At 66.6% G+C, this 24821-nt stretch carries 22 protein-coding genes and 1 tRNA gene; 8 read left to right on the top strand and 15 right to left on the bottom strand.

Translation table 11 applies throughout. The annotated features are described in order from the left end of the window. The first annotated feature begins 153 nt into the window (after positions 1 to 153). Together A4249_RS15210 and A4249_RS15205 are read left to right on the top strand one after the other, a co-directional pair. A complete protein-coding gene (locus A4249_RS15210) occupies positions 154 to 1827 on the top strand; it encodes an MFS transporter (protein ID WP_066554179.1) in 1674 nt (557 codons plus the stop codon). Positions 1828 to 1896: 69 nt separating this feature from the next. Next, positions 1897 to 5283, top strand: coding sequence for a hybrid sensor histidine kinase/response regulator (locus A4249_RS15205; RefSeq protein WP_231868724.1), 3387 nt, complete (start codon positions 1897 to 1899; stop codon positions 5281 to 5283). Here A4249_RS15205 and A4249_RS15200 read toward each other — a convergent pair. Continuing rightward, positions 5280 to 5888: a response regulator transcription factor gene (locus A4249_RS15200; protein ID WP_066554175.1), complete on the bottom strand. Its 609-nt coding sequence runs from the start codon at positions 5886 to 5888 to the stop codon at positions 5280 to 5282. The two genes, A4249_RS15205 and A4249_RS15200, sit on opposite strands and share 4 nt — an antisense overlap. Positions 5889 to 6049: 161 nt before the next feature. Between A4249_RS15200 and A4249_RS15195 the strand changes: the two genes are divergently transcribed. From A4249_RS15195 to A4249_RS15180, 4 genes are all read left to right on the top strand, one after another. Beyond that, positions 6050 to 7402: a DcaP family trimeric outer membrane transporter gene (locus tag A4249_RS15195; protein ID WP_066554173.1), complete on the top strand. Its 1353-nt coding sequence runs from the start codon at positions 6050 to 6052 to the stop codon at positions 7400 to 7402. A gap of 4 nt (positions 7403 to 7406) precedes the next feature. Continuing rightward, complete coding sequence (gene acs / locus A4249_RS15190; protein WP_066555327.1) at positions 7407 to 9362, top strand: acetate--CoA ligase; 1956 nt, start codon at positions 7407 to 7409, stop codon at positions 9360 to 9362. Between the two features lie 68 nt (positions 9363 to 9430). Beyond that, complete coding sequence (locus A4249_RS15185; protein ID WP_066554171.1) at positions 9431 to 10426, top strand: bile acid:sodium symporter family protein; 996 nt, start codon at positions 9431 to 9433, stop codon at positions 10424 to 10426. 186 nt (positions 10427 to 10612) lie between these two features. Then, entirely contained in the window at positions 10613 to 11035 is a 423-nt protein-coding gene (locus A4249_RS15180; protein WP_055753852.1) for a hypothetical protein, read from the top strand. Between the two features lie 78 nt (positions 11036 to 11113). On the opposite strand, the gene A4249_RS15175 is transcribed toward A4249_RS15180, so the two are convergent. The 11 genes from A4249_RS15175 to A4249_RS15125 all read right to left on the bottom strand — a co-directional run bounded on the left by A4249_RS15175 (position 11114) and on the right by A4249_RS15125 (position 21791). Then, positions 11114 to 12025, bottom strand: coding sequence for a hypothetical protein (locus A4249_RS15175; protein ID WP_066629532.1), 912 nt, complete (start codon positions 12023 to 12025; stop codon positions 11114 to 11116). A 27-nt stretch (positions 12026 to 12052) separates the two neighbouring features. Further along, positions 12053 to 14683 (bottom strand): hypothetical protein, encoded by a 2631-nt coding sequence (locus A4249_RS15170; RefSeq protein ID WP_197458406.1) that lies wholly within the window; start codon positions 14681 to 14683, stop codon positions 12053 to 12055. A gap of 68 nt (positions 14684 to 14751) precedes the next feature. Then, the gene (locus A4249_RS15165; protein ID WP_143007364.1) at positions 14752 to 15531 is read right to left on the bottom strand and encodes a molecular chaperone; all 780 of its coding nucleotides are present in this window, start codon (positions 15529 to 15531) and stop codon (positions 14752 to 14754) included. A 262-nt stretch (positions 15532 to 15793) separates the two neighbouring features. Continuing rightward, positions 15794 to 16570: a hypothetical protein gene (locus tag A4249_RS15160; protein ID WP_066554165.1), complete on the bottom strand. Its 777-nt coding sequence runs from the start codon at positions 16568 to 16570 to the stop codon at positions 15794 to 15796. Positions 16571 to 16644: 74 nt separating this feature from the next. Next, positions 16645 to 17424: a hypothetical protein gene (locus A4249_RS15155; protein WP_066554162.1), complete on the bottom strand. Its 780-nt coding sequence runs from the start codon at positions 17422 to 17424 to the stop codon at positions 16645 to 16647. A 255-nt stretch (positions 17425 to 17679) separates the two neighbouring features. After that, positions 17680 to 18246 (bottom strand): hypothetical protein, encoded by a 567-nt coding sequence (locus A4249_RS15150; protein ID WP_156494728.1) that lies wholly within the window; start codon positions 18244 to 18246, stop codon positions 17680 to 17682. 420 nt (positions 18247 to 18666) lie between these two features. Continuing rightward, positions 18667 to 18741 (bottom strand) — tRNA-Gly (locus tag A4249_RS15145). Positions 18742 to 18824: 83 nt separating this feature from the next. After that, a complete protein-coding gene (locus tag A4249_RS15140; protein WP_082854195.1) occupies positions 18825 to 19787 on the bottom strand; it encodes a TraB/GumN family protein in 963 nt (320 codons plus the stop codon). Between the two features lie 44 nt (positions 19788 to 19831). Further along, a complete protein-coding gene (locus A4249_RS15135) occupies positions 19832 to 20029 on the bottom strand; it encodes a helix-turn-helix transcriptional regulator (protein ID WP_066554158.1) in 198 nt (65 codons plus the stop codon). 3 nt (positions 20030 to 20032) lie between these two features. Then, on the bottom strand, positions 20033 to 20491 hold the full coding sequence (locus tag A4249_RS15130) for a hypothetical protein (protein WP_066554156.1): 459 nt from the start codon (positions 20489 to 20491) through the stop codon (positions 20033 to 20035). Between the two features lie 85 nt (positions 20492 to 20576). Further along, a complete protein-coding gene (locus A4249_RS15125; RefSeq protein WP_066554153.1) occupies positions 20577 to 21791 on the bottom strand; it encodes a DNA recombination protein RmuC in 1215 nt (404 codons plus the stop codon). A 120-nt stretch (positions 21792 to 21911) separates the two neighbouring features. Between A4249_RS15125 and A4249_RS15120 the strand changes: the two genes are divergently transcribed. Then, complete coding sequence (locus A4249_RS15120) at positions 21912 to 22274, top strand: hypothetical protein (RefSeq protein ID WP_066554150.1); 363 nt, start codon at positions 21912 to 21914, stop codon at positions 22272 to 22274. 5 nt (positions 22275 to 22279) lie between these two features. Here A4249_RS15120 and recR read toward each other — a convergent pair whose 3' ends face one another. Both recR and A4249_RS15110 read right to left on the bottom strand, forming a co-directional pair. Then, on the bottom strand, positions 22280 to 22882 hold the full coding sequence (recR, locus tag A4249_RS15115; RefSeq protein ID WP_039244053.1) for a recombination mediator RecR: 603 nt from the start codon (positions 22880 to 22882) through the stop codon (positions 22280 to 22282). Then, positions 22882 to 23211, bottom strand: a complete 330-nt coding sequence (locus tag A4249_RS15110) for a YbaB/EbfC family nucleoid-associated protein (protein WP_045809572.1) — start codon at positions 23209 to 23211, stop codon at positions 22882 to 22884. The genes recR and A4249_RS15110 overlap by 1 nt, the downstream gene beginning before the upstream one ends. 156 nt (positions 23212 to 23367) lie before the next feature. Here A4249_RS15110 and A4249_RS15105 point away from each other — a divergent pair, with 156 nt between their 5' ends. Continuing rightward, positions 23368 to 23982 (top strand): malonic semialdehyde reductase, encoded by a 615-nt coding sequence (locus A4249_RS15105; RefSeq protein WP_066554147.1) that lies wholly within the window; start codon positions 23368 to 23370, stop codon positions 23980 to 23982. 72 nt (positions 23983 to 24054) lie between these two features. Here the strand turns inward: A4249_RS15105 and A4249_RS15100 are convergent, their stop codons facing one another. Then, a complete protein-coding gene (locus tag A4249_RS15100) occupies positions 24055 to 24789 on the bottom strand; it encodes a c-type cytochrome (RefSeq protein ID WP_039244051.1) in 735 nt (244 codons plus the stop codon). Between the last annotated feature and the right edge of the window lie 32 nt (positions 24790 to 24821).

The raw sequence follows: 24821 nt of genomic DNA, 5'->3' as shown, positions 1-24821 counted from the left end.
GGCGATCCTCGACCCCAAGGTCGCCTTGGCGACCGACGATCCTCGACCAAAGTCGCTCTCTCCACCCGCCCCGCTCTCGGTCAATGTCGGCGTCCACGCATCCTGAAGGATGTGCAGAACGGCCGATAACGGCGACACGGGAGGAAATGGATCATGGCAACCGACGCACCCCTTGCGTCCGGAGGAGAGGAGCACACCGTCGATCGCAGCGATCGCCTGGTCATCCTCGCCTCATCGGTCGGCACCGTCATCGAGTGGTACGACTTCTATCTCTACGGCTCTCTGGCGGCGATCATCACCGTCCAGTTCTTCTCAGGCGTCAACGAAACCACCGGCTACATCTTCGCCCTGATGGCCTTCGCCGCCGGCTTTGCGGTGCGGCCCTTCGGCGCCATCGTCTTCGGGCGGCTGGGCGATCTTTGGGGGCGCAAGAACACCTTCCTCGTCACCATGCTGCTGATGGGTCTGTCGACCTTCGTCGTCGGCCTGTTGCCGCCTTATGCGGTCATCGGCATCGCCGCGCCCATCATCCTGGTGCTGATGCGCCTGATCCAGGGCCTGGCCCTGGGCGGCGAATACGGCGGCGCCGCCACCTACGTCGCCGAGCATGCCCCGCAGGGCAAGCGCGGCTTCTACACCTCCTTCATCCAGATCACGGCGACCGCCGGCCTGGTGCTGAGCCTTGTGGTGATCCTGAGCGTCCGCCTTGCGGTCGGCGAGGACGCCTTCGCCGCCTGGGGCTGGCGCATTCCGTTCCTGGTCTCGATCCTGCTGTTGGGCGTCTCCCTGTGGATCCGCCTGAAGCTGGCCGAAAGCCCGTCGTTCAAGAAGATGAAGGCCGAGGGCAAGGGCTCCAAGACCCCGCTGAAGGACAGCTTCGGCAAATGGCCGAACCTGAAGATCGTGCTGATCGCCCTGCTGGGCCTCACCGCCGGCCAGGCCGTCATCTGGTACACCGGTCAGTTCTACGCCCTGTTCTTCCTAGAACGGGTCATGAAGGTCGACGCCACACTGGTCTATGTGCTGCTGACCATCGCGCTTGTCGCCGCCTCGCCCTTCTTCATCTTCTGGGGCTGGCTGTCGGACAAGGTGGGCAGAAAGCCGATCATCCTGGCCGGCTGCCTGATCGCGGCCCTGACCTATTTCCCGCTGTTCAACGCCCTGACCCAGGCCGCCAATCCGAAACTGGCCGCCGCCGCCGCGTCTGCGCCGGTCACGGTCTATGCCGATCCGGCCGACTGTAATCTGCAGTTCGATCCGGTGGGCAAGACGGTGTTCAACCACTCCTGCGACGTGGCCAAATCCTATCTGGCCAAGGCGGGCGTGACCTACACCAACGTCGCGGCCCCGGCCGGCACCGTCGCCGAGGTGCGTATCGGCGATCAGGCCGTCATCCCCGGCTTCCGGGGCGACGCCATGGCCCCGGCCGACTTCGCCGCCCAGAAGAAAACCTGGGACAAGAGCCTGGGCGAGGCCTTGACCGCCGCCGGCTATCCGGCCAAGGCCGACAGCGCCCTGGTCAACAAGCCGATGGTGGTGCTGATCCTGTTCATCCTCGGCTTCTATGTGACCATGGTCTACGGACCAATCGCGGCGGCCCTGGTCGAGATGTTCCCGACCAACATCCGCTACACCTCCATGTCCCTGCCCTATCACATCGGCAACGGCTGGTTCGGCGGCTTCCTGCCCACCACCGCCTTCGCCATCGTGGCGGCGACGGGCAACATCTATTCCGGCCTCTGGTACCCGATCGTGGTGGCCCTGGGGACGGTCGTTCTGGGCTTCCTGCTGGTCAAGGAAGGCAAGGACGTCGATCTGAACGCCTGATCCTGCTTTCAGGCGGAATGACGGGCGGGTCGTCGCAAGACGGCCCGCCTTTCGCTTGTGAAACACCCCGTGCCCGGTTCAGATGCCCCGATGTTCAGCCTGACGATCCTCGGCCTGGTCGCCGCCTATATGGCGGTGCTGTTCGCCGTCGCCTGGTCCCAGGAACGGCCGTCGGCGCGCGCGCGCGGCAAAGGGCTGGGGCCGTCGGTCTACGCCCTGTCGCTAGCGATCTACTGCACCTCATGGACCTACTATGGCGCGGTCGGCACGGCGGCGCGCGACGGGTGGGAGTATTTGCCCATCTACATCGGCCCGGTGATCGGCCTCACGTTGCTGTTTCCGCTGTGGCGCCGGATCGCGGCGGCCGCCCGGCGCGAGAACGTGGGCTCCATGGCTGACTTCGTGGCCTCGCGTTACGGCAAGAGCCAGACTCTGGGCGCGGCCGTCACGGTCGTCGCCATCTTGGGGTCGCTGCCCTATATCGCGCTGCAGCTGAAGTCGCTGTCGATGGCCGGCGCCCTGCTGACCGCCGGCACGCCGGTTGCGGGGTCTGAGGGTCTGACGGTCCTGGTGCTGGCTGGCGTCCTGGCCTTCTTCGCCATCCTGTTCGGGGCGCGCCGTCCCGATCTGACCGAGCACAATCGCGGCCTGATCCAGGCCATCGGCCTGGAGTCGATGGTCAAGCTGGGCGCCTTGCTGTTCGTCGCCATCTTCGCCCTGGTCCTGCTGCTGAACGAAGGCTCGCCGCCGCGCATCATCGAGGGCCTGGGCGCCCTAGCCGCGCCGCCCGAGGTCACGCCGCGCTTCACCGCCATCACCCTGCTGTCCACCCTGGCCATCTTCTGCCTGCCGCGCCAGTTCCACGTCGCCTTCGTCGAAGGCGGTCAGCCGTCGGACGTAAAGCGGGCGCGGTGGATTTTTCCCCTCTATCTGCTGCTGACCAGTCTGGCGGTGCTGCCGCTTGTGGCGGCGGGCGCCCTGTTCGCGCCCTCGGTGAATCCGGACCTGCTAGTGCTGGCCCTGCCGTTCCAGCGCGGCGAGACCCTGCTGACGGCCGTGGTCTTCGTCGGCGGCTTTTCCGCCGCTACCGCCATGGTCATCGTCGAGGCCGTCGCCCTGTCGGCCATGGTGTCCAACAGCCTGATCCTGCCGTTTTTGGCGCGCGAGCGTTGGCGGGTGCGCGGCGACGCCTCGGACATGGCGGGGACCATTCTTCAGGTGCGGCGCGGCGCCATCGTCGCGGTCCTCTTGCTGGCTTGGCTCTATTATCAGGCGACGGACCAGTCGCGCGGCCTGGCGGCCATGGGGCTGGTGTCCTTCGCGGCGATGGCCCAGCTGGCGCCGGCCCTGTTCGGCGCGGTCCTTTGGCGCGGCGGCCATGCGCAGGGGGCGCTGGCGGGCATGACGGTCGGCATGGGCGTCTGGATCGTCATGCTGGCGCTTCCCCAGCTGTCGCCCAGCGCGCCTTGGCACCTGCACGTCATGCTGGGGATAGGCGACCCGCTGGCGCTCGGCGTCTTCGTCAGCCTGGCGTTGAACCTGGCGGCCTATGTCGGCGTGTCGCGCTTTGCTCAGCCCCGCCTGATCGACCGGGTTCAGGCCCGCGCCTTCGTGGATCGGCTGGGACCGGACTGGATGGAGGCCCGGCCCGCGCCGTCGGGCGCCTCGGTCGGCGATCTGCGCGCCCTGGTCGCCCGCTTCATCGGCGACGAACGGGCCGAGCGCGCCTTCACCGCCTGGGGCGATGAGACCGACACCAAGCTGCGCGACGCCGATCCGGCCGATGCGGCCCTGGCGCGCGCCGCCGAGCGGATGCTGGCCGGCGCCATCGGCGCGGCCTCGGCCCGGCGGGTCATCGCGGCGGCGTTGGCCGGCGTCGGGCGCGCGCCCGAGGATGTGGTGCGGATGCTGGACGAGGCGTCCCAAGCCGTTCAGTTCAACCGCGACTTGCTGCAGACCACGCTCGACAATATCGACCAGGGCGTGATCGTGGTGGACGAGGATCTGCGCGTCACCGCCTGGAACAGGCGCTACGTCGCCATGTTCGACCTGCCGGCCGGCTTCGTCCACGTCGGCCTGCCCATCGCCGTCATCTATCGCCTGAACGCCGAGCGCGGCGAGAGCCCCGACGACATCGAGGCCTGGGTCGAGCGGCGGCTGGAGGCGCTGAGCCGCCGCATCCCCCACGACCACGAACGCCAGCAACCCGACGGCCGGGTGCTGCGCTCCTCCGGCGCGCCGATTCCGGGCGGCGGCTACGCCACCAGCTACACCGACATCACCGCCCTGCGCCAAGCCGCGCGTGAGCTGGAAGAGGCCAACGAACGGCTGGAGGCGCGCGTTGCGGACCGCACCGCCCGACTGGACGAGGCCCGGCGCATGGCCGAAGACGCCACGGCCTCCAAGACCCGGTTCCTGGCCGCCGCCAGCCACGACCTGCTGCAACCGCTGCACGCCGCCCGCCTGTTCATCGCCGCTCTGAAGGAAGAGCCGGCGCTGGAAGACGCGACCAGCCGCACATTGGCCGTCAACGCGGACCGCGCCATCGACAGCGCCCACCGTCTGCTGACCGCCCTGTTAAACCTGTCCAAGCTGGAGGCCGGCGGGGTGCGGACCAATGTCGCACGGCTGTCGCTGGGCGGTCTGTTCGACGAACTGCGCCGCGAGTTCGCGCCCGTGGCCGAGGCCAAGGGTCTGAATCTGACCGTCATGTCCAGCGGCCTGTGGGTCGCGTCCGACCGTGATCTGCTGCGCTCCATGCTGCAAAATCTGGTGGCCAACGCCATCCGCTATACGGACGCCGGCCGGGTGTTGGTCGGGGCGCGTCTGCGGGGCGAGACGGTGCAACTGTTCGTTTGCGACACCGGACGCGGGATCCCCGACACCGAACACGAAACCGTCTTCGGCGAGTTCGTGCGTCTGCCGGGCGCTGTCGACGAACCGGGCGCAGGCCTGGGTCTGGCCATCGTGCGCCGCCTGTCCAGCCTGCTCGATCACCCGCTGGAGCTGAGTTCACATTTGGGACGCGGCACGACCTTCCGCATCACCGTGCCGCGCAGCGCGGCCGACCTGCCCGCCGAGGCCTCGCCGGTGCGCGAGGCGCGCCTGCCGCTGGCGGGCTTGCGCGTGCTGTGCGTGGACAATGAGCCGGTGATCCTGGACGCGCTGAACGCCCTGCTCACCCGCTGGGGCGCGCGGCCGACGCTGGTCGCCAGCGTTGAGGCGGCCAAGGCGGCGATCGGCCCCTTCGACGCCGCCGTGGTCGACCTGCATCTGGGCGATGGGCCCGAAGGGTTCGCCGTCATCGACTGGCTGAGGCCCCAGGGCGTGCGCCGCATCGCCCTGGTCACCGCCGACACCCGCGACGGGCTGAACGAACAGGCCATGGCGGCCGGCGCCGTCCTTCTGCCCAAGCCGATCAAGCCGGCGGCGCTGAAGGCCTTCCTGTCTAGTTAAGCTGGGTCCAGCGATTTGGCCAGGATCACCGCCTGGGTCCGGTTGTGAACACCCAGCTTTCGAAACACGCTGGTCAGATGCGCCTTGATGGTGGCTTCGGAGACGCCGAGGTCGAAGGCGATCTGCTTGTTCAGCCGGCCGGCCTTCAACCCTTCCAGGATGCGCAGTTGCGACGGCGTCAGGCTGGCCACGCGGCCGGCCAGATCGTTGTCGGCCTCGGGCACATCCGGCGCCCAGCTGTCGCCGGCGAGAATGGCCGCGATCGCCTCGACCATCTGCGGCAGGGACGAAGACTTGGGAATAAAGCCGGCGGCGCCCAGGCCCAGGGCATGTCGCACAACGGGCGCGTCCTCGCTGGCCGAGACGACCACCACCGGCACGGTCGGCTGTTCGGCCCGCACGGCGGCGAGGCCCGCCATGCCCTCGCTGTCCGACAGCTTCAGATCCAGCAACAACAGATCGACGGCCCCCGCGACCATCGCGGCCCGAGCCTCGGCAAGGCTGGCGCATTCCACCACCTCCGCGCCCGGCGCCGCCTTGTCGACGGCCGAGCGCAGGGCGGCGCGAAACAGGGGATGGTCGTCGGCGACGACGATGCGATCCATGGGCTTCCTTCCGTGCGCGGCGTCTGACCGGCCGCGTCGTCGCCATCATGGCGCGGTTCGACTTTGGTCGAAATTAGACCAATGGCCAATGGCTCCCCGAGGCCGGAGGCGGAAAGGTCGTCAAAGGGACGCCCGCGCGAGACGGGCGCGGGAGGTTCATCATGATCACGAAAAGCCTGATGGCAGGAGCCGCCGCCGTTGCGCTGATGGCGACGCCCAACGTGGCCTCGGCCCAGGACCAGGCCGCGCTCGAGGCGCGCATCGCTCAGCTCGAAGCCCAGTTGAACGCCCTGAAGTCCGAGGTCGTCGCCGCGCGAACCCAGCAGGCGGCGCAACAGCAGGACATCATCCGCCTGGAGACCCGCCCCGCCGCGCCCGCCCCGGTCCAGCAGGCCGCGGCGCCAGCGGCGCCCGGCGAAGGGTTCCGCATTGGCGACCACACGGTCAAGTTCGGCGGCTTCGTCAAGGTCGACGCCTACGCCAGCCGCTACTCGGGCGGCGACCCGGCAAACGGCGACGCGCTGCGTGAATTCCACATTCCCGGCTCCATCCCCATCGGCGGGACCGATGAGGATACGGCGACCGACTTCAACGCCCGCCAGACCCGCTTCTGGCTGACCACCGACGGCATGGTCGGCGGCCACAAGATCGGCACCCGGATGGAGATGGACTTCCAGACCCTGCCCGGCGCCGGCGACCAGCGCACCACCAGCCCGGCCAACCCGGCCCTGCGCCGCGCCTTCATCACCATCGACAACTGGCTGATCGGCCAGGAATGGACCAACTTCCAGAACACCGCCGTCCTGCCCGAATCCGCCGACTTCATCGGCGCGGCCGAGGGCACGGTCTTCGCCCGTCAGGTCCAGGTCCGCTACACGCGCGGTCCCTTCTCGGTCTCGGTCGAGAACCCCGAGACGACCGTGACCCCATTCGGGGGCGGCGCGCGCATCATCGCCGACGACAACAGCATCCCGGACTTCACCGCCCGCTATGCGGTGTCCAAGCCCTGGGGCGACTTCCAGATCGCGGGCCTGCTGCGTCAGCTGAAATACCAGAATCCCGCGACGAACATCGATTCCACTGCGACGGGCTGGGGGCTGTCGGCCTCCACCAAGATCAAGGTCGGCGCCAAGGACGATCTGCGCCTGATGGTGACGGGCGGCGAGGGCATCGGCCGCTACGTCGGTCTCAACTTCTCCAACGACGCGGTGCTGAACGGCTCGGGCGATCTGGATGCGATCGGCGTGGTCGCCGGCTTCGCCGCCTATCGCCACGTCTGGGCGCCCGGCTGGCGTTCCAGCCTGATCTGGTCTGCGCAGAAGGTGGACAACGACATCGGCTTCACAGGCCTGGCCGCCAACCGGTCGGCCCAGAGTCTCCACGCCAACTTGATCTGGTCGCCGGTTACGGCGTTTGATGTCGGGGCCGAGCTGATGTTCGCAGACCGCGAGATCGAAACCGGCGCCAGCGGCGACATGACCCGTCTGATCCTGTTCGCCAAATACGGATTCTGATTTGATGCCGGAGACGTCTCGCGTGCCTGATCCCGCCCTCTATCCCGTCCCTGCCGACTGGGCCGACAAGGCCCACATGGACCGGGAAACGTATGAGGCGGCGCGGATCGCCGCGCGCGAGACGCCCGACGCCTTCTGGGCCGAACAGGCAAAGCGTCTGGACTGGATCACGCCGCCGACCCGGATCAAGGACGTCTCCTTCAACAAGGAAGACTTCCGTATTCGCTGGTTCGAGGACGGCGTCCTGAACGTCTCGGCGAACTGCATCGACCGGCACCTGCCCCACCGCGAGGACGAGACGGCGATCATTTGGGAAGGCGACGATCCCGCCGACAGCCGCCACATCACCTTCGGCGAACTGCACGCCGAGGTGTGCCGCATGGCCAATGTGCTGAAGGCGCACGGGGCCAAGAAGGGCGACCGGATCACCCTGTATCTGCCCATGATCCCCGAGGCCGCCTACGCCATGCTGGCCTGCGCGCGCATCGGCGCGGTGCATTCGGTCGTCTTCGGAGGCTTCTCGCCCGACAGCCTGTGCGGCCGGATCGAGGACTGCGGCTCCAACCTGGTCATAACCGCCGACGAGGGCCTGCGCGGCGGCAAGCACATTCCGCTAAAGGCCAATGTCGACGAGGCCCTGACGAAGGTGAAGGTCGATACCGTCCTGGTCATCCGCCGCACCGGCGCCGACGTGCCGATGATCAAGGGCCGCGACTTCGACTATGGGCTGGAGGCCGCCAAGGCCGACGCTGACTGCCCGCCCGAGCCGATGAACGCCGAGGATCCGCTGTTTATCCTCTACACCTCCGGCTCGACGGGCAAGCCCAAGGGCGTGCTGCACACCACGGGCGGCTATCTGTTCTGGGCCGCCTGGACGCACGAGATCGTCTTCGACTATCGCCCCGGCGAGGTCTTCTGGTGCACCGCCGACGTCGGCTGGGTCACGGGCCACTCCTATATGGTTTATGGGCCGCTCGCGAATGCGGCGACGACCCTGATGTTCGAGGGCGTGCCCAACTATCCCGACGCCGGCCGCTTCTGGCAGGTGGTGGACAAGCACAAGGTCGAGATTTTCTACACCGCCCCCACGGCCCTGCGCGCCCTGATGCGGGAAGGCGATGCGCCAGTGAAGGCCTCTTCGCGCGCCTCGCTGCGTCTGCTGGGAACCGTTGGCGAACCGATCAACCCGGAGGCCTGGCGCTGGTATCACGAGGTGGTCGGCGACGGTCGTTGCCCCATCGTGGACACCTGGTGGCAGACCGAGACGGGCGGCCATCTGATCACCCCCCTGCCCGGCGCCACCGACCTGAAACCCGGATCGGCGACCCTGCCCCTGCCGGGCGTCGAGCTTGAGATCGTGGACGCCGAGGGCCAGCCGCTGGAGGGCGCCGTCTCCGGCAACCTGTGCATCACCGACAGCTGGCCGGGCCAGATGCGCACCGTCTATGGCGACGACCAGCGCTTCTTCGACACCTATTTCTCGACCTATCCTGGCCGCTACTTCACCGGCGACGGCTGCCGCCGGGACGAGGACGGCTATTACTGGATCACCGGCCGGGTTGACGACGTCATCAATGTCTCCGGCCACCGGATGGGCACGGCCGAGGTCGAGAGCGCGCTGGTCCTGCACGACGATGTCGCCGAGGCGGCGGTGGTCGGCTATCCGCACGACATCAAGGGCCAGGGCATCTACGCCTATGTCACCCTGAACAACGGGACCGAGGCGACCGAGGATCTGAGAAAGGCCCTGGTCGCTCACGTCCGTCACGAGATCGGCCCTATCGCCGCCCCCGACGTGATCCAGTGGGCGCCGGGCCTGCCCAAGACCCGGTCGGGCAAGATCATGCGCCGCATCCTGCGCAAGATCGCCGAGAACGAGATCGGCGCGCTGGGCGACACCTCGACCCTGGCCGACCCGTCAGTCGTGGACGATCTGGTCAAGAACCGCGCCGGGGCCTGATGACGCGGGTTCAATGCGGGGGCTGATGCGCCTATCTGTGCGTCACCCCGCCGCAGCCTGAGCCATCCATGCCTCGTTTCCTGTCCCGCATGCCGATCGACGGCTATCTGCTGGCCCTGATCGGCATGGTGATCCTGGCGGCGCTGTTCCCCGCCAGCGGACAGGCGGCCGTGGTCATGGACGGGGTGGTCAAGGCCGCCATCGCCCTGCTGTTCTTCCTGTACGGCGCACGGATGTCGCCGGCGGCCATCGGCGCGGGCCTGCTGCACTGGCGGCTTCAGGGCACGGTCTTCCTGTCGACCTTCCTGCTGTTTCCGCTGTTGGGGCTGGGCCTGGTCTTCCTGATGCGGGGGTCGCTTCAGCCCGATCTGCTGACCGGGATGCTTTATCTGTGCCTGCTGCCGTCCACGGTGCAGTCGTCCATCGCCTTCACCTCCATCGCCGGCGGCAATGTCGCGGGCGCCCTGACCAGCGCCAGCCTGTCGAACCTGCTGGGCGTGATCGTGACGCCGCTGCTGGTCGCCCTGCTGATCGGCGGCGCCAATGGCGGCATCCATCTGCAGTCCATTCTCGACATCGGTCTCCAGATCCTGGCTCCCTTCGCCGTGGGCCAGCTGTGCCGCCCCCTGCTGAAGGACTGGCTGACCCGCCACGCCAAACTGACCGGCCTGGTCGACCGCGGCTCCATCCTGCTGATCGTCTATGCCGCCTTCAGCGAGGGCGTCGTCGCCGGCGTCTGGTCCCAGGTCGCGCCGCTGGATCTGGCCAAGGTCATCGGCCTGAACATCGCCCTGCTGGCCATCGTCCTGGCCCTGACCCTTTTCGCCGGCCGCGCGCTGAAGTTCGACCGGCCCGACCGGATCGTCATCCTGTTCTGCGGCTCCAAGAAGAGCATGGCCACCGGCATCCCCATGGCCGGCATCCTGTTCGCCGGTCACGCCGTGCCGCTGATCGTCCTGCCGATCATGCTGTTCCACCAGATCCAGCTGTTCGCCTGCACCATCATCGCCCAGCGCTATGCGCGTGAAAATGAAGCGGCCGCAGTCATCGAACAGACCGCCTAAGTCCGGCGCGGTGAGCTGAAAGAGAGATCAGGGCTGACGAGTTTTAGTATTCCCATGCATAACATCATGCTTTCTGACGCATTAACATCGGCAATCAAGGTTAAGCCGCGTTAGGCGTGTTCGCTCGCGTGACCTTAACGGGCGACGATCTAGTGTTCCTCTGCAATGTGCAGATCGGAACCGCAGATGACCCAAGGTATCCTTCGCGCTCTCGCCGCCGCCACGCTCGGGCTCGGCCTGGTCGCCGCCGCCGCTCCCGCCTTCGCCGGGCCGACCGCAGGCGGCACCTATCGCCTTCGCGCCACCGTGCCTGTCGCCTGTTGGGTCAAGCCAACCTCGCCCGTCCTGGCGGCCGCCGGTCGCTCTGGAGAGGTGGTCGAGGCCTGCAACAGCCCCGGCGGCTTCACCGTCTCGGCTCAGTATCGCCCGTTGTCGCTGACCGAAAAGGCGGTGATGTTCTACGGTGACCGGACGTTTGATCTGGACAAGTCCGGCATGCAGACCCTGCGCCGCTCCAGCATCGCGACGATCCGTTCGGTGTCCTATCGCTTCGATGAGGTCGAACTGGAACAACCGCTGATCCTGGCCCTGACGATTCAGCCGATCTGATCGACGACCACATCGATCTCAATTGAAGAGAGGCGGGGACGCGCGACGTCCCCGCCTCTTTTTGTTTGGCTCCGGCGCTTAAAGTGCGGCGACCGTGAAGGTCAGGATGTCTGAATAGTCGCCGGCGCGCTTGCCGGTCGTGCTGCCGACGCTGATCGTCAGCGGATAGTCGTCCAGTCGCGCGCGACGCGACACCACATCGACCCGACCGCCGCGCGACAGGTCCATGTCGCGATCGCCCAGAACCAGACCATAGGGCACATACCATTCGCTTGCGCCCTGACGCAGGCGGCCCTGGTTCTGCGACGCCACCGAAACGCTATATCCGGCCGTGCTCAGAACATAGAGGGTCGTGCGCAGCTGCCGAACACCTTGGGTCAGTTCTCCCAAGTCGATCGTCGGCGTGCCGCCGTTGCGACGAAACTCGCCCTTTAGACCCATGACGGCGGCCGAAGGCACCTGGAGGCTGAGCGTGACGGGTTTTTCCGCCAACGGTCGGCCGTCCGGTGTTTCCAGATTGATGAAGGCGTTCTGGGAATAGAGACCCGCCGACAGGGTCTCAGCCGGGGCAGCGGTGAAGGAGAAGCGCATCAAACCACGCTCGCCGGCCGCCAGGTTCAGGGGCCGCACGCCGATGCGGCGCGCGCTCTGGCCCGCGCGCGGCGTGACATCCGCGCCGCCACGCTCGTCGACCAGGGCGTAGGCCATACGCTGGGCGCCGGCTTCGTTGACCAGACCGAACTGTTCGCCGCGCAGTTCGACGCGGCTGACGGCGGTGCACGGGCCGTCGCCCTGGTTCACTACGGCGACATCGAATTCCTGCACGGCCACGTCCTGATCGAACGGCTCGTAGCGCATCATCCATTGATCGGCGCCGGATTCGATCACCAGTTGGCAGCCCGGCGCGGCCTGGCTGGGCGCGGCCGCCATCAAGGTCGCCGTCGCAGCAGCGGCGGCCAGGAGCAAGGCGGATGTACGATTACGGGACATTTCAGCCTCCTCGGCTAAGTCTTGGGCTCAGGCTTCGGGCACGTCGAGCGGAACGGTAATGGTCTCGAGATCGAGCAGACCTTCGTTGTCCGCGGGAACCGTAAACTCGAACCCGAGCGCCGGCGTGGAGAACAGTTCGACGCGATAGCGCTTGCCCGGCTCCAGGTTCTGCACCGCAAACCGTCCAACCGAGTTGGTGAAGAACAGTTCGGGCTGTGCGTTCGCATCATCAAGGGGCGTCACACGACCCGAGATCAGAGACACAGGACGGTTTTGGTTGCCGACCAGACGGCCCAGCGCGCTGACGAACTTGGCGCTGCCGACCTGGATAGCGTAGCCGCTCTTGTAGGTCGGACGGACGCGCGCGATGCCGTCGCCGATGTTGTAGCCCAAAGGCGCGTCGAGCACGTCATAACGCACCGACTGGTTCACATAGGCGGTCAGGTTGTTCGCCACCGCGCCGCCCAGCAGGCCGCTGCGGCCCGTGTAGCGACCGCCTTCGAAGCTGTCGCCGACGATGACGGGATGATCGTCGATGCTCTTGTGCGGATAGACGATGGCGAAGCTGTCGTAGATGTTGCGGCCCACAGCGACCTTGCCCCCGGTCGTGGAGATCGACGATCCGAAGCGCAGGTTCGTCACCTGCTCTTGCGTGATATTCGAGAAGTCCCGCCCGAACGCCGTATGGCTCAAGCTGGCGTCGAAGCGATTGCCGACATAATCGAGCTGACCCGAAACGGTCGCCGGACCATCGTCATAGGTGGAGGCCAGCGAATAGCCGAAGGATCCGACGCGGTTCTCGCTGGACTGCTGCGCGCGCACACTACCGCTGTTGCGGGCCGAGTTATAGCGACCTTCGACACGGCGATCGTAACGCGGCTGCCAGATCAGGGCGAAGGTCGCGCCGAAGCCGCCGGATTGGAAGCCGCCGAAGCTGGCGCCGAAGTCGGAATACTCCAGCCCGACCTGCGCGCTCCACTCCGGGGCGAACCGGTAGGTGGAGGTGGCGTTGATCGAATAGGAATCGTCGATCAGATCGCTGCGGCTCATCCGATAGGAGGCGCTGACGTTCGCCAGCCAGTCCTGCGAGAACTGGTGCGAATAGCCGCCAGAAAAGACCCATGACGTCGGGTTCTGACCGGTCGGATTGCCGATGGAGGAGAAGTCTTCCGAGGTGAAGTCGGCGACGACGGTCCAGCTATCGAAGGTCTCGCCCAGATCGACGACGTGGTCGTAACCGAGCGCGAAGGCGTAACCGACGCCTGGATCGCCATTGCTGGCGGCGGCGTCCAGGCGAACGCGCGCGCCGTTGCGAAGGATCAACTGGCTCTGGCCCGACAAGGTCTGGGCGTCCTGCGACGCCTGGAAGCCGATGCCCACAGCAGGTCGGTTCTCGAACGCCTTGCGCCAGAAGCCGGTGAAGGCCAGTTCGCCTTCGGAATAATCGGGCGATCCGAAGATGCCGTTGTTGATGGCGCCGAAATAGGCCCCGTATTCGTAGTCGCCCGGTTCAAGCTCGATGGCGTCCAGATAGGCGCTGTAGGCGACCGTTTCGGCGCGGCCCGAGTCGTTCTGGATTTCGAGCTGAATGTCGTTGGAGCCGGTTTCCAGTGGCAGATTGGTCAGGTCGTACTGGCCGGGATCAAGGCGAAACTCGCGCACGAAGACGCCGTTTCTCAGCACACGGATCGTAGAGGCTTCCTGCAGCACTAACTGACGGCCGCCGGCCAGGACATTGTTGCGGAACGAGTCAAAGCGTTGACGCTGGCGCGACACGCCGACCCCGCCAAGTTGCGAGAAGCCCTGACGACCGCGGATTTCCGGTTCCAGATCGCCGAGATACCAGCGGCGATAGTCTTCGGGCTGATCGAAGACGAACCGGGCGTAGCGACGCTCGACATTGTACTCGCCGGTGAACAGATCCTCGCGGCCCTGAACGTCGGCTTCGAAGACCAGGCGCTTGTAGCGAATGGCGCCGTTCAGGAAGACGCTGGGCTTGCTGACATCGCCGGTCGATTCTCGACGCTGGATCGAGACGTTGCTGTTCAGATAAGCGCTGAAAGGTTCGGGAGGCAGGCCCGGCGTTTCCGGCTTGCCGCCGCGAAACAGCGACTCGACCGTCCGCTTCGTCGGATCGATGCGCAGGACCAGAACGGCCAGTTGCTCAGGGTCGTAGTCCAGTTGAATGCCGGTGTCGTTGATCTCCTCCGGCGCAAACGACGTGACGCCTTGCAGCCGCGTCGCGAGCTCGGTTTGGGCTTCCGGGGTCAGCAGGGGATCGATCAGCGTCTTGAAGCCCGCCGTGTCGACAATGAAACGATCGTCACGCGTCAACACGACCGGAAGTTCACCCAGCACGCGGCTGTTGAAGTTCAGCGGCACCGTCATCGGGATGTCGCGGTCGTAGGGGTTGATGTCGCGACGTTCCCGCGGCGCGGCAGGCGCAGCAGCAGTCGGCGGCGTTTGCTCGACCGGAGTCGGCGCCTCGGGCGTAGGCCCGGCCACCGTTGGGGCGGGCGCGGGCTGGGCGGGCGCCTGCATGGCTTGAACGCCGGAGGCGGCGGCTTCGCCAGCCGCCAGACTGGCTCGGTTCAGAGCCGCCGTGGCATCCTCTGCCGCCTGTTCATAGGCCGCGCTAGCCGCCCTGATGGCGGCCAACGCCGATGATTCCGGAACGCACGCCAGCCCCCAGGCCAGTGCGAAAACCGAAGCGCCCCCCAGCGCTCTCATCGTCCGAACTTCAACGTAACGGGCTTGGCGGGATCCAGCGCCGTGCCGGTGGGCAGTTTGAAGGTTCTCTTGCCGCCGCCGGGGGCAAGATAGCCGACGCCGACGGTCTTGGAGATTTCACCGCTGTCGTATTCGCGTCGGAAGGGTTGGCCAGCGGTGTCGGTGCCTTCCACGATCCAGGTGGCGCCGCTCATCAGGGCATAGCGCTTGCCGGTGTTGGACACGACGATCTCGATGCCGGGTTCGGCGGGCGGCGGAGGCGCGGCCTGACCGTTGGTGAGGGTGGGATCGATCTCGGGCGCCGGCGGGCTGACAAGGGCGGGCGTCACCGAGACGACCTCGACCTTCGGTTCGGCGCCAGGCGGCGCCACGACGATCAACGCCTTCATTGTGTAAAGGACCTGGACCGACACCGCGCCGCCGCTCTCGGGCGTGGCGGTCGGGTCGGTGGCGACCGGCAGCTGGCGGACCCATAGGTAATAGGCGTGGGAGGTCTCGATCTTGGGATCGCCGACCCATTGGACGCGAACTACCTGACGACCATTGACCGGCACCAGCCCTTGGGGCGGGAAGACCAGGAAGTCGTCGTCGGCGTCCGTCTCGGTCACATTGCCGTTGGCGTCGATATCCATGCGCGTGATGCGCGTCTCGAACGGCAAGGCGACGGATCCGACATTGCCGACTTCGATCCGGGCGGCCGATCCGGCGCCGGTCGTGGTCAGTTCGGACACCATCGGCGACACGCGCATGGCCCATGCGGCACCGGCGACAGCCATGATCACGAGCGCAACCGCAAACACGCTGATCGCCAAGGCGACAGACCGACCCCTGCGAACGCCGAACAATGAAGACATTGTGTTACTTCCCCCGAAGACCGATCTGACGCCGGCTTGAGATTCCCGTCGCGAGCCGCCGCGCCCAGGCTGCTGCAAGCGTCGCGCCAGCTTCACTTAAGCATGGCGTAACAATGGTGACTGAAACGCAAACAGGGGGGACATGCAGACCCCCCTGTCGCCGTTTCTCAAGTCGTTCTGAAGATCAGAAGGCTTGGATGTTGACGGTCAGCTGGCCTTCATAGGCGCCGGCGAGCAGCGACTTGGACGGAACGGGGATGTTCACGTTCAGGGCCATGGCCGACTTCCAGGCTCCGTGGCTGGCGCTGGTGGAGTTGGCGTTGGCGGCCAGGTTGATGTAGTTGCCGTTGGTCGCGGCGGCCGTGGAGCCGACGGCGCCGGCGGTGTAGGTGCCGGTGACCGAGTAAGGCAGGTTGGCCTGGAAGACGTTGGAGTCGTAACCGGCGCCCGAGTTGTTCACCAGGCCACGGATGTCGTTCTTGGACACGGTGACGGTGTTCGAGGTGTTGCAGCCGGCCAGGTTGGTGTCGATGGTGACGTTGGCCGGAGCGGTCATGTCAAAGGCATTGGCCGGGCCGGTGTCGTCCGAGGCGTAGATGCCGATGGTGCCGAAGTCGATCGTGGTCGAGGCGTTGCCGGTGTAGTAGGCGCAGTCCGTCGACACAGCGCCCTTCAGGGTGAAGGTCGCGCCGTCGTTGTTCGACGCCGTGCCATTGTTGTTGGCGGCGCCGCCCGTGATCAGCAGCAGCGAAACGTCGCCCTGGTTGTTCGGACCGTTGACGTAGTTTTGAGCCAGGTTCAGCTGGGCCGTACCGGTGTAGGTGCCGATGGCGCTTTGGGCATTGCCGTTGGCGTCATACGGGCCGCTGGCCGAGCCCTGATAGATCGGGTTGCCGGCCAGAGCCGGAGCGGCGGTCAGAGCAAGGGCGGCGACGCCGGCGAGAAGAGCTTGAAGCTTCACAGTAGTTCTCCCTTTAACGAGAAGCGGGCGCCGACGCGAGGCCGACGCCCTTCGATCTCAAGTCGTTCTGAAGATCAGAAGGCTTGGATGTTGACGGTCAGTTGGCCTTCATAGGCGCCGGCGAGCAGCGACTTGGACGGAACGGGGATGTTCACGTTCAGGGCCATGGCCGACTTCCAGGCGCCGTGGCTGGCGCTGGTGGAGTTGGCGTTGGCGGCCAGGTTGATGTAGTTGCCGTTGGTCGCGGCGGCCGTGGAGCCGACGGCGCCGGCGGTGTAGGTGCCGGTGACCGAGTAAGGCAGGTTGGCCTGGAAGACGTTGGAGTCGTAACCGGCGCCCGAGTTGTTCACCAGGCCACGGATGTCGTTCTTGGACACGGTGACGGTGTTCGAGGTGTTGCAGCCGGCCAGGTTGGTGTCGATGGTGACGTTGGCCGGAGCGGTCATGTCAAAGGCATTGGCCGGGCCGGTGTCGTCCGAGGCGTAGATGCCGATGGTGCCGAAGTCGATCGTGGTCGAGGCGTTGCCGGTATAGTAGGCGCAGTCCGTCGACACAGCGCCCTTCAGGGTGAAGGTCGCGCCGTCGTTGTTCGACGCCGTGCCGTTGTTGTTGGCCGAGCTGCCCGAGATGGTGATCAGCGAGATATTGCTGTTAACGCCGGGGTTCAGGGCATCGACCAAGCCAACCAAAGTAGTGTTGTTGGTGGTGCCCGACAGCGTCGCGATCGGGAACGGGCCGATGTAGAACGTTTGCGAACCAGTGGCAGAGCCCTGGTAGACGGTGCCGGCCATTGCAGGGGCGGCGATCATGGCGAGCGCGGCGGCGCCGGCCATCAGGGAAGCGAACTTCTTCATTTCAGTCTCTCCAAGCGAATGATTTCGCGAAAAATAGTCGATCGAGGCGGCAGTCCCTCCCCGTCCGATCTCGTCCAGTTAATCTTACATTAACAAACGGTCAACAATAAAAAACGTCGTTAGCTACGATTTTCGGTGTATTCGCGTGGCGCGCGAAATCTTCGTTCTGCTCAAGCAAAGCACAAATGCGCCTGCTTCTTCTTGAAGCAAGCGCGAAATCTATTCCGCATGCGCTATTAACTTGAACTTAATCGTTCAGACGCGAGGCGTTACCGTCACCGTCAGGGTTTCAGTATACTGACCTGCCAGAAGACCTGCTCCGGCCGGTTGCCTCGTGCGGAACTCGATCTTGCCGCCGCCGGCGGCGATGCCGTCCCCGCTGCTCAGCATTCCCATATGGTCGGCGCTGCTGAAGTTGGCCTGCACCGTGCGCGGTTCGGGCCGAAGCGTCGGAACGGTCAAGGTGACATCATAGGGCAGCACGCCCGCGAAGGGTCCTTCGCCCTGCGGCTTGGTGACGTGGGCCAGACCGCCCCGCGCCGAGGCGACACCCAGGTCGAATGGCACGTTGCAGTTCAGACCGAAGAGCGCGGTGGCGCGCTCGCCCCCCGTCAGCTCGCCGAAGTCGATGTCGCCCCCGCCCTGGATCTCGCAGCGCGGGACGATCTGTCCGACGACGTTGACGTTCAGCGTCTTGCCCACGTCGAGGTTGTCGGTGACAGGCTTCGCCAGCGCAGGCGACGCAATGGCGGTGACGATCAGCGCAACGGCGCCGCTTAAGCGACGGACCGACGCACGCAACGGCCTTGACGAATTTTGCATTGCCCCAATCCCGTTTCCGTCCCCAGGACGGCCCGTCACCCCGACGGTTCGCCCCACCCCTTCCAAAAGCCGTGCCACTCCGAATCGAGACGTTCGGCGACGGGCAGGCTTTGGTTAACAATCAGTTAACGGTGGCCGCTTTACGCCTAAGAGCAGCGGTATGCAATGCGTTTGCTGAACGGCGTTGTGCGTCAGGCCGCCGCAAGCGCGTGGCGTTCGGCGAACTTCGTCAACGTGTTCAGCGCGGCTCGGGCGACGACGCCAAGCAGGGTGTTTCGGCGATGATCACGCGAGTCCCTAGCGTCCTATCGTGGGACAACCACAGCTAGCGCACTGTTTCACAATGGCACACAAAATAGAGTGGCCGCAGGCAATGGCGCCGCTTCGTGGCCGTTGTGGACACGCGTAAAGGATCGGGACTGGAGCGGGTGAGGGGAATCGAACCCCTGACATTCAGCTTGGGAAGCTGACGTTCTACCTCTGAACTACACCCGCACAGAAAAAAACGCCGGAGCGGCGTGTGCGCGCTCCGGCGTCGATTGTCTTAGCCGCCTCGGCGGCCGCGCTCAAGGCAGAGGTTATTGCGCCGCTTCGACCGTCATGCCGCGCTTTTGCAGGATGGCCTGGACGCTGTCGTCGCCGGTCAGGTGGGCGGCGCCGACGGCGATGAAGGCGGTGCCGGAGCCTTCGAGCAGGGTCTGGATCTTGTTGGCCCAGTCGGTGTTCCGATCGACCAGAACGGCTTGATACAGCGCCGGCGAGGCGTCCTTCATTTCCTTGATCGTGACGCGGTCCAGCTTGGCGACGTCGCCCCGGGCCCAGGCCTCGACCATTTCATCCAGCTTGGTGGCGGCGTTCTCGTAGTCCTTCAGCGTCTCGCGCAGGAAGGCCAGTTGCACGTCGTCGGGCAGCCCGGCCAGGATGCCGATCTGTTTGTCGATGGTCTCGAAGCCGTGGATCGGTTTGCCGGCCGCCTCGGCCCGCGCCTTCAGCACCAGTTCGACGCCGGACTTGGGATCGTAGCCGGCCTTGATCAGCGGCGCGACCGACAGGCTGAGCGCCGCCAGCCAGGGCTTCATCGGCTGAAGCTGGGCGGCCGAGGCGCCCATGGCTTGGGCGGCCGCGTCCAGTTCGGCGTTTTCTTGCGGCGTCAGACGGCTGGACAGGGGCGTCTCGGGCGACAGGCCGTGCTGCTGGATCAGCGGCATGATGGCGGCCTGGTCATCCGGATTGCTGATCTCGAACCAGATGTCCGAGGCGCTGTCGAAGGCGGCCTCGACGCGGGGGCTGGCCCAGCCGGTCGTCGGGCGAAGCACATGGACCGAGCCGAACAGATACAGCGTCGAGTCCGCATCCTTGACCACCCACAGGGCGGGACCTTCTCCCTGGATCGGCGCAGGGGCGGCCGGCGCGGCGGTCTGGGCCAGGGCGTCGGCTGGAACGCCGGCGATGGCGACGAACAGGGCCAGGCCGCCGGCGACGCCCACGGCGCCGCGCGCCAGGCTGGAGACGGACGACAGAAGGCGATCGGTGAAGGTCATGAGAGGTCTCGTTGTTGTCGAAAATGAAGGAAATGCAGGACGGATCAGGCCTGATCGTCTGAGAAGATGGATTCGATGGGTTGGCCGAAGACGCGGGCGATCTTGAAGGCCAGCGGCAGGGAGGGGTCGTAACGGCCGGTCTCCAGGGCGTTCACGGTCTGGCGCGAGACGCCGAGCTGTTCAGCCAGCTGCGCCTGGCTCCAGTCGCGCTCGGCGCGCAGGACCTTGAGACGATTTTTCATGGCTCAGCCCCGCATCCGCGCCAGCCACCACCACACCCAGACGACGGTGTAGCCGATCAGCATGGGAGCGATCATCAAGGCAGCGCCGGCGGACACATAGTCGATGGGCGAACCGCCCGAGCCGATCTCGCGCGCGATGATCTCGCGCCACGGCCCGGCCGAGGACAGGATCAGGGCGACGCCGCTGACGCACATGCCGGCCGTGCCGCCCCAGTACCAGGCCGCCTTGTGCGCCTCCCGCGCAGCCTCGTCGATCACACGCATCCATTCGGCGCCGATCCACAGGGCGCCGGCCATGATGGCGGCGGCGAAGACTGCGGTCACGATCAGTTCGCCCATCTCGGGCGCGATCCATCCCGAACTGGAGGCGTAACCGACCGCGATGCCGCCGAGGAAGGCGAACAGCAGGCCGCCGCCGAACGTGATCACCGTCGCCTTGATTACCGGCCGCCACTTGCGCATCAGTCAACACCCCTTGTCCTATTGACAAGTTACATTGACATCGCGTCTCCGGACCTGTCAAGCGCCCTTTCCACAGAAAGAGACCCTACTCGACCTTGGCGGCGATCAGCTCGGGACGGGCGATGGCGCGGGGCGCGGTTTCGACCGGCGTCAGATCCGGCAAGGCCTTGCCCTCGTGATCGACCTGCAAATCCTCGAACCGGCGAGCCGAGACCATGACCTGGCTTTCGAGCGAACCGACGAACTGATTGTATTTGCCGACGGCTGTATCCAGCGCGCGCCCGACGGCGGAGGCATGACCGCCCATGACCGACAGCCGCTTGTAGAGTTCGCGGCCCAGGGCGGCGACCTTGTCGGCGTTGGCCGCCTGCTCTTCCGCGCGCCAGCCATAGGCGACGGCCTTGCACAGGGCGAACAGGGTCGAGGGCGTGACGATGACGACGCGCGAGGCCATCGCCTGTGTCATCAGGTCCGGCTCATGGTCCAGCGCCGTGACCAGGAAGGCGTCGCCGGGCACGAACAGGACGACGAAATCCGGGCTGGGCTTGAACTGGTCCTGATAGGCCTTGGACGACAGTTGGCGCACATGGGTCTTCAGGCTGGCGGCGGTGCGCAGGCCGACCGAGCGGGCGCGCGCCTCTTCGTCGCCCTCCCCGTCGTCGAAGGCCAGCGGGACCTTGGCGTCGATCACGAACATGCCGCCGCCGGGCAGGCGGACAATGAAGTCGGGCCGGTTCTGGCGGCCCTCGTCGTCGGCGCTGGACGTCTGCTCGGTGAAGTCGAACCGCCCCGCCATGCCGGCGGCCTCCAGCACATTGCGGCAGGTCTGCTCGCCCCAACGGCCGCGACGGCCCGTATTGCCGCGCAGGGCTTCGGTCAGCTTGCGCGCCTCGTCGCGCGTGGCGGACGAGGCCGTCATCAGCTGGGCCAGTTGCTCGCGCAGCCCCCCGGTCTCTTCGGACCGCGTCTTCTCCAACGCGGCGACATGCTCCTGGAACTTGGTCAGGGTGTCGGCGACAGGTTTCAGCTGGGCGGCCATCCGCTCGCGCGCCAGCTGGTCCTGAGCGCGGAAGGTCTCGGTCGCGCGACTGACCATCTGATCCGCCACGACCTGGGCCGACTGCGCCGCCTGGGCCTTGAGCAGTTCGCCCATGGTCACACGGCTTTCCTCGACCAGATCGATGCGCGCTTCGGCCGCCGCCAGCGCGCCGCTCATCTTCTGCCAGCCCATATAGGCCCACAAAAAACCGCCCGCGAACGCGGCGGCCAGGACAGCGAGGATCGGCACAAGCATGTTCATGCTCCGTTCCTAACGGGAGTCGCTTTCAATGAGAAGCGGGGCCCTTCCGGCGCCGCTTGTCCGGAACGTCGCCGTTGCGATGACGTTGGTGTCTCAGCCATTTGCACGAAGGACCCGCCCATGACCCCGGAAAAGCCCCACCGCCACGACACCGCCGCCGATGCGGTGCACGACGGCCGGCCGGTCGACGCCGAACTGGTGCGCAGCGGCCGCAAGAACCCGCGCATCGTCGTCATCCTGGCGATCTCGACGCTGGCGGCGGCCATTCTGCTGCTGGGCCTGTGGTTCGTGACCAACGGCGCATTCGATTCCAAGAACGCGGAGACCGGACCCGAGGCGGCCGCCGCCGAAACCCAGGCCTTCGCCGGCGACAACCAGACGCCGCCGGCCGCCGATGCGCCGACGGATGAAACGGGGCGCGCCGTGCCGACCCCGACGGGCGAAGCGCCGAACGTCAACGCTCCGACGGTGCCTTCGAACTAACTCGATCAGGCCGGGCGGCGGGCGCGCAGAGCCTGGACGATGGTGCCGTCGTCCAGCCAGTCCAATTCGCCGCCGACCGGCACCCCCCGCGCCAGCGAGGTGATCTCCACATCCGGACCGGCGATCCGCTCCGCGACATAGTGGGCGGTCGTTTGGCCATCGACCGTGGCCGGCAGGGCCAGCACGACCTCCCGTACGCCCCCGCCCCTGACGCGCCCGACCAGTTCGGTGATCCGCAGATGCTCGGGCCCAACACCGTCCAGAGCGGACAGCAGTCCGCCCAGCACATGGTATTTGCCGCGAAAGGCGCCGGATCGCTCCATCGCCCACAGGGCGCCGGCCTCCTCGACCACGCAGATCAGGCCATTGTCACGCGATCCGTCCGAACAGATGGCGCAGGGGTCGCGCGTATCCGGCGCGCCGCAAACCGAGCACGACACGACCTTTTCCGCCGTCTCGGCCAGCGACGCCGCCAGCGGGACCAGCAACTGCTCGCGTCGCTTCAATAGCGCCAGCGCCGCACGCCGCGCCGAGCGCGGACCCAGGCCCGGCAGTTTGGCGAGAAGGGAGATCAGCCGTTCGATCTCCGGCCCGGCGGAGGCGGCCATCAGAACAGTTTCGGCATTCCGGGAATGTTCATCCCGGCCATGGGGCCTGCGGCCTCGCGCATCAGGGCGTTGTTCTGCTCATCCAGCTTGCGCTTGGCGTCGGCATGGGCGGCGACGATCAGATCGGCCAGGATCTCGCCCTCGCCCGGGCTCAGCAGGCTGTCGTCGATCTTGATGGCCGTGATCTCGCCCGGGCCCTTGAGGGACACCGAGACCAGGCCGCCGCCGGAGGAACCCTCGGCGATCGTTTCCGCCATCCTAGCCTGAGCGTCCTGCAGCTTTTGCTGCATCGCCTGGGCCTGCTGCATCAGTTGGGTCAGATCTTTCATGCCCTCTAGATAGGGCGAACAAAGCCCGGGCGACAGAGGGCTTGTGCTCGGTGCGCGATATCGAAACCCAGCCTTTCGGGATTGGCGCTTGCGGCTGGTGCAAAACACCCTAATTAGCACCCGTAATCGTTGCTATTTAAGTCAGGAACGCACCCCATGGCCTATGACGCTACTCATCAACGCGACGTCCCGCTGTCGGACGCCGCCCTGTCGCAACTGTTCACCGAGGCGCGCACGCGCAACGGTTGGACGGATCGCCCCGTCGCGCCGGAACTGCTGCGCAAGCTGTATGACCTGACCAAGTTCGGACCCACGGCGGTCAACGGATCGCCCGCCCGCTTCGTCTTCATCACCTCGCCCGAGGCCAAGGCCCGCCTGATCCCGCTGATGAGCGAAGGCAATCGCGACAAGACGCAGCAGGCCCCGGTGACGGTGATCGTCGGTCAGGACATGGACTTCCACGACCACCTCGACGCCCTGTTCCCCCACGCGCCGGGCGCCAAGGCCTGGTTCGCAGACGAGGCCGGCCGGCGCGAGACCGCCTTCCGCAACGCCTCGCTGCAAGGCGGCTATCTGACCATCGCCGCCCGCGCCCTGGGCCTGGATGTCGGGCCGATGTCCGGCTTCGACGCCGCCGGCGTGAAGGCCGAGTTCTTCCCCGACAGCCATGTCGAGCCGAACTATATCCTCAACCTCGGCTATGGCTCGGACGAGAACCTGTTTCCACGCTCGCCGCGCCTGTCGTTCGACGAGGCCGCGCAGATCCTCTGAGCCGAGCGCTCAGCCCGAAACGAAGAAGGGCGGCCCGTCGGGCCGCCCTTTTGTCGTTCATCGCCGCAGCGATCAGGTGTTGGGCGGCGCAGACGCCGTCGCGGCGGGCGGGGCCGCCGGGGTCGCCTGAGACGCGGCGGGGGCGCCAGCGGCCGGGGTGGTCCCGGTCGCTTCGGTCGCCGCAGCGCCTTCGGTCACCGGAGCCTCGCCCGTCGCAGGCGCGCCTGCGGCCGGCGCGGCCGCGCCAGGCTGACGGGTGGGATCCGGCGCCGGAATGGCGAAGCCGCCCGAGCCCTGCGTGCGCAGCCAGGCGATCAGATTGATGCGCGTCTGGGTGTCGCGGATGCCGGCGAAGGACATCTTGGTGCCGGGCACATATTTGGCCGGCGCCGTGATGAAGCTGTTGATCTGGTCATAGCCCCAGGTCGGCGCCTCGGCCTTGTGCTTGGCCATGGCGTCGGAATAGGCGAAGCCCGGACGGTGCATGACCGGCCCGCCGACCACGCCCCACAGGTTCGGACCGATCTTGTCGGCGCCGCCCTGGTGCGCGTCATGGCAGGCCTGGCAGCGCGCGAAGGCGGCCTCGCCGGCGGCCAGATCGGCGGTCGGCAGCACCGTGCCCCAGTCGGGCGCCAGTTCGGCGGCTTCACCGCCGGCGGCTTCTTCCGGCGCATCGACGAAATAGCCCATCTTTTCGGGCGCTTCCGAATGATAGACAAGGCCCGAGGCCTGCTGGACGACCAGGATGACGAACGCCGTCCCCAGAGCCGCGCCGAAAATCTTGTTCCACTTAAGATCGCCGCTCATACGCCTGGTCGTTTCCCTCTGCCGGCCGGGCC

The organism is Brevundimonas sp. GW460-12-10-14-LB2, assembly GCF_001636925.1.
In the GTDB taxonomy this organism is placed as follows: domain Bacteria; phylum Pseudomonadota; class Alphaproteobacteria; order Caulobacterales; family Caulobacteraceae; genus Brevundimonas; species Brevundimonas vesicularis.
This window is presented reverse-complemented; position numbering and strand designations above follow the sequence as displayed.

Coding starts and splice junctions, on each gene's coding strand:
- A4249_RS15175 (WP_066629532.1), bottom strand. CDS start 12,025: ATGTCCCGTAATCGTACATCCGCCTTGCTCCTGGCCGCCGCTGCTGCG.
- A4249_RS15125 (WP_066554153.1), bottom strand. CDS start 21,791: ATGAACATGCTTGTGCCGATCCTCGCTGTCCTGGCCGCCGCGTTCGCG.
- A4249_RS15180 (WP_055753852.1), top strand. CDS start 10,613: ATGACCCAAGGTATCCTTCGCGCTCTCGCCGCCGCCACGCTCGGGCTC.
- A4249_RS15200 (WP_066554175.1), bottom strand. CDS start 5,888: ATGGATCGCATCGTCGTCGCCGACGACCATCCCCTGTTTCGCGCCGCC.
- A4249_RS15155 (WP_066554162.1), bottom strand. CDS start 17,424: ATGAAGAAGTTCGCTTCCCTGATGGCCGGCGCCGCCGCGCTCGCCATG.
- A4249_RS15110 (WP_045809572.1), bottom strand. CDS start 23,211: ATGAAAGATCTGACCCAACTGATGCAGCAGGCCCAGGCGATGCAGCAA.
- A4249_RS15120 (WP_066554150.1), top strand. CDS start 21,912: ATGACCCCGGAAAAGCCCCACCGCCACGACACCGCCGCCGATGCGGTG.
- A4249_RS15195 (WP_066554173.1), top strand. CDS start 6,050: ATGATCACGAAAAGCCTGATGGCAGGAGCCGCCGCCGTTGCGCTGATG.
- A4249_RS15100 (WP_039244051.1), bottom strand. CDS start 24,789: ATGAGCGGCGATCTTAAGTGGAACAAGATTTTCGGCGCGGCTCTGGGG.
- A4249_RS15165 (WP_143007364.1), bottom strand. CDS start 15,531: ATGGCTGTCGCCGGTGCCGCATGGGCCATGCGCGTGTCGCCGATGGTG.
- A4249_RS15185 (WP_066554171.1), top strand. CDS start 9,431: ATGCCTCGTTTCCTGTCCCGCATGCCGATCGACGGCTATCTGCTGGCC.
- A4249_RS15210 (WP_066554179.1), top strand. CDS start 154: ATGGCAACCGACGCACCCCTTGCGTCCGGAGGAGAGGAGCACACCGTC.
- A4249_RS15135 (WP_066554158.1), bottom strand. CDS start 20,029: ATGAAAAATCGTCTCAAGGTCCTGCGCGCCGAGCGCGACTGGAGCCAG.
- A4249_RS15150 (WP_156494728.1), bottom strand. CDS start 18,246: ATGCAAAATTCGTCAAGGCCGTTGCGTGCGTCGGTCCGTCGCTTAAGC.
- A4249_RS15105 (WP_066554147.1), top strand. CDS start 23,368: ATGGCCTATGACGCTACTCATCAACGCGACGTCCCGCTGTCGGACGCC.
- A4249_RS15130 (WP_066554156.1), bottom strand. CDS start 20,491: ATGCGCAAGTGGCGGCCGGTAATCAAGGCGACGGTGATCACGTTCGGC.
- recR (WP_039244053.1), bottom strand. CDS start 22,882: ATGGCCGCCTCCGCCGGGCCGGAGATCGAACGGCTGATCTCCCTTCTC.
- acs (WP_066555327.1), top strand. CDS start 7,407: ATGCCGGAGACGTCTCGCGTGCCTGATCCCGCCCTCTATCCCGTCCCT.
- A4249_RS15140 (WP_082854195.1), bottom strand. CDS start 19,787: ATGACCTTCACCGATCGCCTTCTGTCGTCCGTCTCCAGCCTGGCGCGC.